Below are 12,271 nucleotides of genomic sequence, written 5' to 3'. Positions count from 1 at the left end.
GCGTAGCATGGCGGAGTTCCCATTTCAGCCCAACCAAGCGTTGAATGTTCAACAAAACCGTGCTTTGGCATTGGCTGCAGTTTTTCAGGCAACCCAGTTGACACATATGACAGCCATGTCTGGTCAACAAAGTATTGGGGAAAGTGGTAACTTCTATTTTGAACTCCTCGTCAAAGCCAGCCTAAATATCCGTCCAACAAATAATAATGCAAAACAGACCTTAGATTTTTTTAACCAGCTTGCAGATATTTCTTTAGGATTAAAAACATTAGAAGGCTGTATTACCCAGCCTTTCAATACTGCTCCAAAATCCAGAATCCCTAAACTCAGTAACACCAAACTGCCAATGTCTTATGCAATGGCATTGTTGCAGTTGGAAAAAAAGGTTTATAGCAACCCCGAATACGTTAAAATTATTGAAAAATCTCAACAAAAAATCCTCAAACAGTTGTCTTTTTTCGATAACAACTATTTGCATCCAAGTGTGATTGCCAGTTTGGCACAAACATATGTTGAAACTGCTGGGCAAATCAATCCACGTATTCTCGTTCGTGGTAATGCTGAAGCATTTAAAGATATTAATCATACCAATCGAATCCGAGCATGTTTATTTACGGGCATACAATTGGCGCATTTATGGCGACAACTCGGTGGTAGTTCATGGACGATGGTTTTCAGAAAACGTAAGTTGTTGAACGATATTCAAGCTCTCGCTCGTTTGCAGTATCAGGTGGTTTAAACCGATGCTTCAACGAATTTATTTTTATGTTTATTCCAAGATTAAGGAATCTGTATGAATGCTTTAACCGCACTCTCACCACTTGATGGACGTTATGCAAGCAAATGCGATGCATTACGCCCTTTTTTGTCTGAGTTTGGTTTAATCCACGCTCGTGTCACTGTTGAAGTGCGTTGGTTACAAGCACTTGCAAATCGTGCAGAAATTATCGAAGTACCAGCTTTCTCTGCTGAAACCAATGCCGCTTTAGATGCGATTGTTGCTGATTTCTCTGAAGAAGATGCCAATCGTATTAAAGAGATCGAACGTACAACTAATCACGATGTAAAAGCAGTTGAATATTTCCTTAAGGAAAAAATTGCCAACATCGAAGAATTAAAAAATGCAGGTGAATTTATTCATTTCGCATGTACTTCTGAAGACATCAACAACTTGTCTCATGCATTGATGCTCAAAAATGGTCGTGAAGTTTTAGTTGCAAGCATGAAGCAAATTCTGAACGCAATTTCAGCTTTAGCTACAACACATGCTGAACAACCAATGTTGTCTCGTACACATGGTCAAACAGCTAGCCCAACTACTTTGGGTAAAGAAATGGCGAACGTTGCTTATCGTTTAGCGCGCCAAATCAAGCAATTTGAAAATGTTGAATTATTGGGCAAAATCAATGGTGCTGTAGGTAACTACAATGCTCACCTTTCTGCTTATCCAGAAATTGATTGGGCTGCACATGCGCAAGCATTTGTTGAGTCTTTAGGTTTAAGCTTCAACCCATACACCACACAAATTGAGCCACATGATTACATGGCTGAATTGTTTGATGCATTACGTCGTTATAACACGATCTTGATCGACTTTAACCGTGATGTTTGGGGTTATATCTCGCTTGGTTATTTCAAGCAAAAATTAAAAGACGGTGAAGTTGGTTCTTCAACCATGCCTCATAAAGTAAACCCAATTGACTTCGAAAACTCAGAAGGTAACTTAGGTATCGCAAATGCGGTATTGGGTCACTTAGGTGAAAAACTTCCGATTTCTCGTTGGCAGCGCGACCTAACAGACTCAACTGTGCTTCGTAACATGGGTGTTGGTTTTGCACAAAGCTTGATTGCTTTTGATGCTTGCTTAAAGGGTATTGGTAAACTTGAACTCAATGCGAACCGTTTAAATGAAGATTTAGACCAAGCACAAGAAGTTCTTGCTGAGCCAATCCAAACCGTTATGCGTCGTTATAACGTTGAAAAACCTTACGAAAAACTAAAAGCACTTACTCGTGGTCAAGCAATGACTCGCGACATGATGGTGAACTTCGTTAAAGGCGATGAACTAGCACAAGTTCCAGCGGAAGAACGTGATCGTTTAGCAGAACTTACACCTGCAACTTATACAGGTAATGCAGCTGAGCAAGCAAAACAAATTAATGAATTGATCAGCAAAATCTAAGCCGAAAATTCAATCATAAAAAAAGCAAAGCCCCGGCTTTGCTTTTTATTTTTCTTAAAGAAAGATGTTTAAAAACTAAAACCAATATTTAAGTTGATACGATAAAGCCATTTATCACTATTTGGTGAAACAGTAGAAGTAAAGCCCGTTGCATTGGTTGCACCACCAATAAGGTTAGAGTTTTTACCCCATGTATAATCCGCCCACACCATGAAAGGTGAAGCAATAAACATCATGCCTGTGGTATTCATTTGTGAGGCTGACCAGTCCTCTCGTTTTTTATCGAAATAACTATAATCATTGTAGAAACGGATTGCTTTGAGTTTCCCCATGTCTTGTACAGGTAATGTATATGCGAGGTTTAAACTCGCAATGGTTCCTTCAGAAGCAATGAAATATGCTGGCGTTAAACCATTCGCCCCCATCAGTGTCATATCATTGTTTACACCATCAGGATTTTTTGCATCATATTGATAATGAATCACTGAGCTTTGTAAATTAAAACGCTTGTAATTATTATCTGTATGCAGTCCCACAGCATAGTACTTACCATTTTTATCTGTGATCTTGTTGTGTAGCTGAGCAATAGCACCTGATACACCAAACTCTTGCTTGCCAAATTCAGTTTCTAACTTACGAACAATCCGTGTATTCACTTGGTGACGTTTTTCATTTTGATAGCCTTGTTGTGTTGGGAATGCATTTTCAGCTAAATCATCATAGGTCGCACTTTCAGGAGAATAACGAAGATTGGTTGCGAGCATCTCAGGATAATAGCCTAGCTTCATGTCCCATTCTTTATTCTGAAAATTCCAATTCAAGCCTGGAGCAATGTTATTACCATAACCCAAGAAAAATGGAATGTGATAAGTCCAACCATTTTGTGGATAAGGATAAATTGCAAAAGGTTTATAGACAAAACCAGCTTCTATGCTGTTATTTTCATCCAAATGATAACCCACATAAGCTTTTTCTATCGAGCGCTTACCTTGATCTTGAAAGAGGTAACTGGCATTAAAATAGGCATCATCAAACTTGCCTTTCAAATCAACTCGGAAAATATCAAAATAGAGTTTTCCAAAACCACCATTTGGCCCCTCCCAATTTTCGTAACGTTGATTTAAACGCACTACACCACCCAGTTTGACAGAATCCGTCCCATCTTCACTTTTCCATTCTAGTGCCGAACTTTGTGCAAATGCATGAGATGCTGTACCCAAATAACATGCAGTAAGCATCGCGACCATCATTGTCTTTTTCATATCATGTTCCTTCGCTTTGATACCAACCATCCTGTTGGTTCTGTTTTTTGTTTTACCTGTAAAACATAGTTTTTATCGATTTGTAGACAAAAATTTTTGCCTACAAATCATTCTTCAGCAGTGCTACTACCTAGCAATGCTGAGATGGATTAATACAATTTCTTCTGTGGAGGACCTGCAAAGTTGAGTGGTCCAATTGAATGCATATCTAGTTCAATGACGCTTGGTCCTTGGAAATCAACTGCTTGCTGAATCACCGTTTTAAACTCATCTGCACTGCCGACTTTCCAGCTTTTCACGCCCATCGCCTCACCCAATGCTTGGTAATCAGGTGTGTGTAATTCGTTAAAATACTGACGACCACCGAAGTAATTATTTTGAATACCGCGCATAACCCCATAACCACCATCATTCATGATCATCAGTACCATATTGGTATTTTCTTGCGCCATCGTCGCAATCTCACCAATCCCGAGCATCAAACCACCATCACCGACTAAACCAATCACTTTTTTGTCAGGATTGGCAACTGAGGCACCAATTGCGGTTGCCAGACCTAGACCAATCGCCCCTGCTAAAGAGTGAATATTTTGGTTTGGTGCTTGTACTGGGAATAAACGACTGCCCCAGGTACTGCCTGACATCGTAATATCACGAACAAAAATGCCATCTTGTGGCAGTGCTGCACGAAGGTGATCACAGATCAAAGCATATTGATCAAGCTGTGTACGTAAAGCATTGATTGCTGCCTGTTTTGAATCAACAACTGCTGCATCATAATCAGCATCTATTTTAGATACGCCTGCTAAACCTGTGAGAACACGTTGCAACACATCTTTGGCATCACCACAAATGAAATTACGAATTTTGTAATTACGTTGTTGTGCAACAGGATTAGCATCAACTTGAATAATATTTTCAGGGAACTGCACTGAATAGGTTTTGGTTTCGTTACTACGTAAGCGAGAACCAACAACAACCAATAAATCGGCATCTTTTAAAAGTTGTTCAACGCCTGCTGAGTTATGGAATGCACCTAGGCTACGTGGATGGTCATCTGCTAGCACACCACGCGCATGGGTTGAAGACACCACTGGAATACCCAAGTCAGCAATCGCTTTGACTTCATCCACACTATTGAGCGTTCCACCACCGATCCAAAAAATTGGACGTTTGGCTTTTTTGATTTCATCAATGATCAAATCAACTTCAACTTGATCTGCTTGAGGTAATTCCATCGCTTTGACTGGACCTAGATTCAGTGGTAAATCAATTTCTGCTGCTTGCACATCAATCGGTAGCTCAACACTGACTGGCCCCATAGGCACAGTCGTTGCGACACGAATCGCTTCACGAATCACGCCAACTGCATTATCAGGGCTGGTAATACGAAAAGCAGCTTTGCTCGATGCACGTAAGAAAGTCAGTTGATCTTTGGTTTCATGGATAAAACTTGCATCACGATCTAAATATTCACGCTCAACTTGACCTGTTAAATGCAATACTGGACTGCCCGCATTCATTGCTTCAATCAATGAACCCACAGCATTCCCTGCACCTGCACCAGTACTGGTCAAGGCGACACCTAAACCTTTAAAGCGTGAATGACCATCTGCCATCGTCACCGCACCTGCTTCACCACGTGCTGCGACGAAACGAATTTTTTCACGACGACCGACTGCATCAGCAATTGGCAAGTTGTGAATTGAAATAACGCCGTAGATACTATCAACTTGGTGCGCCTCTAAAACACGAGCGATTGCTTCGCCTACATTTACACGTTCTGTCATTACTGTATTCCTCAAAAATTTTATTTCATTCCATGAATTTATTAATCGCACCAAGGATTTGGCTGTTCGCTTAATCCCATATAAATGCTTTTTTGTTGCATATACGCCAAGATGCCTAAACGACCTTTTTCACGCCCAATTCCACTTTCTTTGAAACCACCAAAAGGTGCAGAAATTGAGAATTTTTTGTAGGTATTGATCCAGACTGTTCCCACTTCCAAAGCACGTGCAAGTTGCCAAGCTTTACGATAGTTTTCAGTCCAAATCCCTGCGGCCAAACCAAAACAACTGTCATTGGCTTGGGCAATCAGATCCGCTTCATCGTCATATTTCATGACTACCAATACAGGACCAAAGATTTCTTCCTGACAGGTTTGTGCTGAATTATTGAGACCTGTGATAATGGTCGGTAAATAGAAGCTGCCTTTTGCTAAATCACCTTCAGTCAATGCCTGACCACCAACCAAAACTTGACCACCTTCTTTTTTTGCTAACTGAACATAAGCATCTACTGAGGCTAAATGCTTCGGATTGATCAAAGAACCCAAATGCACGCCTGCGGTTTCAGGATGTCCTACGCGCAAGCCTTTGGTAATTTCAACTAGACGCGTTAAGAATTGATCATAAATACTGCGATGCACAAATAAGCGTGATCCAGCAATACATGCCTGTCCTGCTGAACTAAAAATGCCATAAGCCACACCTTTTGCTGCAAGCTCAATATCGGCATCTTGCATGACGATCGTTGGTGATTTTCCGCCAAGTTCTAAAGATGTGGTGATCAACTTGTCAGCGGCGATATGTGCCAAATGACGTCCTGTACTGGTTCCACCTGTAAATGAAATTTTGCGTACCAATGGGTGTTTTACGATTGCGTCACCAATGACTGAGCCACGTCCAACGAGCACGCTCAATAAACCTTTAGGCAAACCAGCTTCTTCAAAGATTTTCGCTAATTCCAGTGCGATCAAAGAAGTCACTTCTGCTGGTTTTAGAATGACTGCATTACCGCCTGCTAGTGCAGGTGCTAGCTTCTGTACTTCGCTGGCAATCGGTGAGTTCCACGGTGTAATCGCTGCCACAACACCCACAGGTTCATGCACACTCATGGTCATAAAATCTGGCGCACGTTGTGTGGTTAATTCATCATTTAGTGTCTCGCAAGCTGCTGCCACATAACGTGCTGTTGCCGCTGCACTCAAGGTTAAAGCACGCGTTTCAGCCAATGGTTTACCGTTATCACGAGTTTGCAGCTTTGATAGCTCATCCACACGCGCTTCAATAATGTCGGCTACTTTATACAAAATGCGCGCACGCTCGTGTGGCATGCTGTTGCGCCACTCCGCCTTGCGCCATGCCAAATCAGCCTTTTCAATCGCTTCATTGACATCATCTAAACTTGCCGTTGAAATCTCAGCATTCACAGATTGATCTGCTGGAAACAGACTTTGAATCGTGTCGCCTCGACCTAATCGCCATTCACCAGCGATATAAATTTCCTTTACCATGATCAAATCCTTTAAATCTGAATTGCTTGAACACTATTGCGACAGGCACGAATCACACTGAGTGCAGCCAATGTCGAGGTTTTCGGGTTACTCGCCAAAGGTACACCGACCAATTCAATCGTCATTTCACCAAATACACCTTCTGCCACGATGGTGTGCTTGTTTTTATTGATGTTTGGATCAACCGTGAGTTCCACCATGGTTTCATCCATACCTAAACCTGCAAGTGCAATCGTCGCTGCAACATTGGCATTGGCAGGAAACTTCAATGCGGCCTCACGCGCTGTACCACGAAAAAAAACGGTTGCTTCACTCACCTGATCTAAATCAACCAATTGCTCTGCATAGCTACCACGCCAACTTCTTGGACTCTTGCATCCTTTGTATGTGACCTTTTCCAAGCCACCTTCTTTCGCCGCTGAGATTCCATCAATTCCGGCTATCGCCCCTGCCAAAAGATGTAAATGGGCATCATGTTGCTCCGCGGTATTTTTTAACTGAATCAAAAACTCGTTATCCGCCAAAGTTCCAACCGAGATCAACCCGATGGTCCAACCCTTTTCCAAAACCTTTTGCGCATGCTCTTTCACCGCAGCTTGACCCGCAACTTCAATCACGTAATCAGGTGTACCCTGACATTCATCAATCGAGCTAATCACTTGCACGTCAGGAGCAACTTGCGCCTGAACTTTTTCAACACTCCGTGCTGGTACCACAATCCATTTAAGTTGTAAGTCTTGCGGCATATGGGTATACACTTCTGCTGCCATTGCGCCAAAACCAATCATCATCAACTGTTTCATGTGCACACCTTATAAATGTTTATTAAATCCACCAGAGACATCGAGTGTTGAACCTGTGGTATAGGAAGCTAAAGGCGATGCGAGAAATACCAAGGCACGTGCAGGTTCTTCTGGCTTACCTAAACGTTGCATCGGGATTCCACGATTTTTAGCAATATTGCCTGTCCACTGTTCCCATGTTGCATTCGGATCAGAACGTGTTTCAAAACGGCGTTTCCACTGTGCCGACTCCACCATACCCAAAAGGATTGAGTTCACACGGACACCATATTGAGTAAATTCATGTGCCAGTGAATGAGTGAGATTCAGCAATGCCGCACGTGCAGATGAGGTTGCGATCATGTGCGGTTCAGGTTGCAGGGCTAACAATGAGTTCACATTGGTGATTGAGCCAGATGCAGACTGTTTTAAATCGTCTAAAAATGCGCGAACGGGATGTAATACACTGAAATACTTCAGCTCAATCTCTTTCATCCAATCTTCGTCTTGGGTATTTTCAAAATTCGACACACGACCTTGACCCGCGTTATTGATCAACATGTCGACATTGCCTAAGTTTTGTTTTACATCTCGTGCAAATCGTTTTACGTCTTCTTTGTCCAAAACATTGCAGATACTGGTGTAAATATTGGCATGTGGATATTTCTCTAAAATATAAAGTTTTGATGCCGCTAAACGGGCTTCATCTCGACCACACCATGCGACCTTTGCACCTTCTGCAACTAAAATTTCTACAGCAGCCAAACCAATGCCTGACGAGCCACCTGTTACAACTGCTACTTTTCCTTCAACTTGGAAGCTCATATCCATATCTCTCGTTTAATTAATTTGCCGATAAAACAATGTCGTTAAACTGATCAGGTTGATCGACATAACTCAGATGACCTGCATCTGTAATGAGATGACATCGGCTCAATTGCATTTCCATCGCCAGCTCCATGATGGCTTGAGCGGGCGTGATTTCATCCTTGTCACCAGCAATCACCACACATGGAACTTTGATATCTGTTAAATAATTTCTAATCTCGTCATACGCCAACAAATACGATGCTCGCGTAAAACCGTCTAAAGTGAGCTGCCCCATCACTTCACCAACCAATGCCAGTGCTTGAGGGTCTTGTTTATAAATTAAATGTGGACCACGGCTTGCCGCCATCCCCGCATTGCCCAAACTTTTCAATAGATTTGGGCGTTTCTGATAAACCTGTGCTTTGGTGTCTTCATCCGATCGTTGATAACCCTGCGCTGCATTGGCAATGATTAAGGTTTCAACACGTTCAGGATATAGATGGGCAAAAGCACTTGCCTGTAATGCACCTAATGAATGACCTACAATGATGGCTTTAGAAATCGCCAATGCATCTATGATCGCCAGCACACGCTGAGCATAATCGGTTGCATTTGGCTGTTCCGTATTTAAACCCTCAGATAAGCCATAACCCGGTGCATCCCAAGCAATGACATGAAAGTGATGACTAAGGACATTAAGCTGATTGACCCATGATGCAGAACCAGAGCTAATACCATGTAAAAGAATCAGCGTTTGGCCTTGTCCAGCTTCGCGATAGGCTTGCAGCTGACCATCGATCTCAATGGTTTTCACTGGGTATTTGGCTAATGTGTCAATCAAAGTCATCACTTCATTCCTTTTTTACAATTAATCGTGTTGATTAACGTTTGATTTGAGATAATGGATGCTCAGGTGGATAGTTTGGAATAGTTGGTTTCCCAGCACCCAACATCACACACATCAAAGCATCTTCTTGGCCAGGGTTAAACAAACCACGATAAATACCCGGTGGAATTGAAATCAGATCACGCTCTTTCAATTTGGTTTGAAATTTTTCACCGTTATGCTCGATGAACAGGTCAATCTCGCCACGTAACATGAAGAACACTTCTTCCACATCGTGGTGGATATGCAATGGACCTTCACATTGAGCAGGTAATACCATGGTTGAAAAGGTAAAGTTTTCAGCTGGAACCGTGTTGCCATCATTAACCACACCTGTTGCACCTGTCCCCATATAACGCATTTGCGCACGGCGATATTTCGGGTCGTAATCCGCTTGGAATTTCAACGCATCGAAATCATATTTACGTGTTTCGAAACGTGCGATACGTGTGTTTAACCAATCTTCTAAACTAGCGCCTTCAGGCTGTTTCCATGATTCAAATTGTTGAGTAGACATGTTTAACTCCTAAGTTTTTGATGAATAGTTTGATTAATAACGTTTCAATAAAGGAACCAAGAAGAATGACCCAATAACGGCGACTGCTGCTAAGAAGGTAATTCCTAAATTAAAACTGTTTGTTTGCATCACGATGTAACCGATAAGAACTGGGGCAATTGCACTGGCAAAATTGCCCATTCCATTGAAAATCCCGCCTGCTGTTGCACCGACATCAGCTGTCGTCACTCGTGCAAGTAATGCAAAGACTGCTGCGACACCAAAACCCCATGCCATTGCACTCAAAGACATCGCTGCGATGACTAAAAATGGATTGGTCATAATCACCATGACGTACATGAAAATACCTGCCACCAATAAGCCACCAAAAACTTGGATCGCGCGGCGTCCGGTCTTGTCAGACAAAAATGCACCGACAATTTCACCAATTAACATCGCAATGAATGGGAAACTTGAATAAATACCAAACTCTTTAAGATTGAAGCCTTTGTCTTGGATTAAATAAGATGGCACCCAACTGTTTAATCCCCACAAATAGGTCATCAAGGCGATATTGAAAATACACACCAACCAAAATGAACGGTTCTGCAATAAAACCTTGGTATTCAGGATATGACCTTTGAAATTGACGCGTTTGCTGGTCGATTCCAGATCAATGGTTTTCTTAAGTTGTAGACCACGTAAACCAATGACAATGGCGACTAAGGCAACAAGTGTGAGCGCGGCCATCACAAAGAAGGTGGTATGCCAATCGTATTTGGCCAAGACTGCTGCGGTGATCGGAAAGCCCAGGAAAGCACCAATTGGTGTTCCCAGCAAAAACATGGTCGAAGCACGGGCTTGCTGACGATCAGTATAAGTCTGTTTCACAATGGTATAAGCCAAGGCGAATAACGGACCTTCAGCCAATCCAAGCAAAATACGTAAGAACAACATGCCTGCATAGCTCGTGGTAAAGCCCATGCACAGCATAAGCACACCCCACGACGCGACACTCCAAAACAGCATTTTCTTAGGGTCGAAAATATCCCCCAGGAAACTGAGAAATACAGATGAAAAGCCATATGCCAGCAAGAAACTGGTCATTAACCATCCTAACTTGGCTTTATTCTCCGCAATCTGCATTGCATCTTGGAAATGTGGATCAGCAAATAAAACCGCAATACTAATCTTGTCAAAAAATGCAAGTACAACGCACACCATTAGGACAAAAGCTGGCACCCAATGCTTAAATCCACTTTTTTCTTCATTACTCATACTTCATTCCTTCGATTGAGTCATGAACCAGAATTTAATGTTTATGGTTTTAATTTCATGACATTAAATTCAGGGTCTGCTAATAGTTTTGGGTCTAATACGGTATTGGACTGCATCCAACGTTTTGCCAATTTGACCAATTTTGAGTCATTGATTGCGATCATATTGATTAAACAATTTTGATCATCCAGATACAGATAACTACATTGATCATCCGTACTTCTACGTACCACTGTCTGCTTGGTTCTTTCTGGTTGATAAGTCCCTAATATCTGAATATTGAAGTGATATTGATCCGACCATAACCATGGAATATCGGTATATTCAGTTTCAATACCCAGCATCGATTTAGCGGCTGCAATTGCTTGGTTCTGCGCATTTGCCCATGACTGAATGCAATAACCTAAACTAGGATGGATCGCCACATCACCTGCAGCATAAATATCTTGATCAGAGGTTTGACCAAAACAATTCACTACGATACCGTCTTTGACATCCAAGCCGGCATTGACACCCAGCTCTTTTGCAATATCAGCACCTGCACCAACCACCACACAATCAAATAGTTCAGTCGTATTGGGGTGATTCACCACTTCTACTTTGTGATGACCTGCTTCAATCAAATGTAAGTTTTTACTATTCAAATGAATTTGCGTACCTTGTTGCTCATGCATCGCTTTCAAAAAATCAGATACATCAGGACTGACACTTCGAGCACAAAGACGATCGCCATATTCAAAAATATGAACCTCTTTGCCCTGTTTACGAGCAGTCGCTGCAATTTCTAAACCGATCCAACCACCACCAACAACTGCCAACTTTTGAGCATGTTGTAAAATTTCTGCAAGGCGTTCACAGTCTTGTACATTGCGAAGCGTGACAACATTTGGAATAAACTGCCATGTGTTAACTGGCACACGAGCACGACTTCCCGTTGCAATCAATAACTTGTCATAAGGCAATATTTGGCCACTTTCTAAAACCACTTGCTTCTGCTGACGGTCGACTTGGGTTGCCACATCAGGCTTATGCCATTGAATATTAAATTCTTGCACCTGCTCTGTTGAAAACAAATTTAAGCTTTCATAACTCGCCTCTTTCGAAAGTACTTGTTTTGAAAGTGGCGGACGTTCGTAAAACACCTGATCCTCATTGGAAACCACATGGATTTCACCTAAGAAACCATTTTGACGCAGCGTACTAACAGCCCAACCTGCGGCTTGTCCCGCCCCAACGATCACGATTCTTTCCATAGCATTTCTCCCTGCTTCATCGCG

General features: G+C 42.1%; 11 protein-coding genes. 2 read left to right on the top strand and 9 right to left on the bottom strand.

Annotated features, from left to right (window positions below):
* The first annotated feature begins 7 nt into the window (after positions 1-7).
* Together hflD and purB are read left to right on the top strand one after the other, a co-directional pair.
* Positions 8-739 carry a high frequency lysogenization protein HflD gene (gene hflD, locus F2A31_RS05650; protein ID WP_004639780.1) on the top strand — a complete coding sequence of 244 codons (732 nt, stop codon included), beginning with the start codon at positions 8-10 and terminating at the stop codon, positions 737-739.
* A 54-nt stretch (positions 740-793) separates the two neighbouring features.
* The gene (purB, locus tag F2A31_RS05645; protein ID WP_150025549.1) at positions 794-2,182 is read left to right on the top strand and encodes an adenylosuccinate lyase; all 1,389 of its coding nucleotides are present in this window, start codon (positions 794-796) and stop codon (positions 2,180-2,182) included.
* A gap of 68 nt (positions 2,183-2,250) precedes the next feature.
* On the opposite strand, the gene F2A31_RS05640 is transcribed toward purB, so the two are convergent.
* From F2A31_RS05640 to F2A31_RS05600, 9 genes are all read right to left on the bottom strand, one after another.
* A complete protein-coding gene (locus F2A31_RS05640; RefSeq protein WP_150025548.1) occupies positions 2,251-3,444 on the bottom strand; it encodes a hypothetical protein in 1,194 nt (397 codons plus the stop codon).
* A gap of 149 nt (positions 3,445-3,593) precedes the next feature.
* Positions 3,594-5,234 (bottom strand): thiamine pyrophosphate-binding protein, encoded by a 1,641-nt coding sequence (locus F2A31_RS05635; protein WP_150025547.1) that lies wholly within the window; start codon positions 5,232-5,234, stop codon positions 3,594-3,596.
* A 41-nt stretch (positions 5,235-5,275) separates the two neighbouring features.
* Entirely contained in the window at positions 5,276-6,742 is a 1,467-nt protein-coding gene (locus F2A31_RS05630; RefSeq protein WP_150025546.1) for an aldehyde dehydrogenase, read from the bottom strand.
* An 11-nt stretch (positions 6,743-6,753) separates the two neighbouring features.
* Positions 6,754-7,545, bottom strand: a complete 792-nt coding sequence (locus tag F2A31_RS05625) for an aspartate dehydrogenase (protein ID WP_150025545.1) — start codon at positions 7,543-7,545, stop codon at positions 6,754-6,756.
* A 9-nt stretch (positions 7,546-7,554) separates the two neighbouring features.
* Positions 7,555-8,349, bottom strand: a complete 795-nt coding sequence (locus F2A31_RS05620; RefSeq protein WP_150025544.1) for an SDR family oxidoreductase — start codon at positions 8,347-8,349, stop codon at positions 7,555-7,557.
* A 19-nt stretch (positions 8,350-8,368) separates the two neighbouring features.
* On the bottom strand, positions 8,369-9,184 hold the full coding sequence (locus tag F2A31_RS05615) for an alpha/beta fold hydrolase (RefSeq protein ID WP_171490561.1): 816 nt from the start codon (positions 9,182-9,184) through the stop codon (positions 8,369-8,371).
* 31 nt (positions 9,185-9,215) lie between these two features.
* The gene (locus F2A31_RS05610; RefSeq protein ID WP_004639794.1) at positions 9,216-9,737 is read right to left on the bottom strand and encodes a cupin domain-containing protein; all 522 of its coding nucleotides are present in this window, start codon (positions 9,735-9,737) and stop codon (positions 9,216-9,218) included.
* Between the two features lie 33 nt (positions 9,738-9,770).
* Positions 9,771-10,994, bottom strand: coding sequence for an MFS transporter (locus F2A31_RS05605; RefSeq protein ID WP_150025542.1), 1,224 nt, complete (start codon positions 10,992-10,994; stop codon positions 9,771-9,773).
* Positions 10,995-11,035: 41 nt separating this feature from the next.
* Positions 11,036-12,247, bottom strand: a complete 1,212-nt coding sequence (locus tag F2A31_RS05600) for an NAD(P)/FAD-dependent oxidoreductase (RefSeq protein ID WP_150025541.1) — start codon at positions 12,245-12,247, stop codon at positions 11,036-11,038.
* Between the last annotated feature and the right edge of the window lie 24 nt (positions 12,248-12,271).

The organism is Acinetobacter suaedae, from assembly GCF_008630915.1.
In the GTDB taxonomy this organism is placed as follows: Bacteria; Pseudomonadota; Gammaproteobacteria; order Pseudomonadales; family Moraxellaceae; genus Acinetobacter; species Acinetobacter suaedae.
This window is presented reverse-complemented; position numbering and strand designations above follow the sequence as displayed.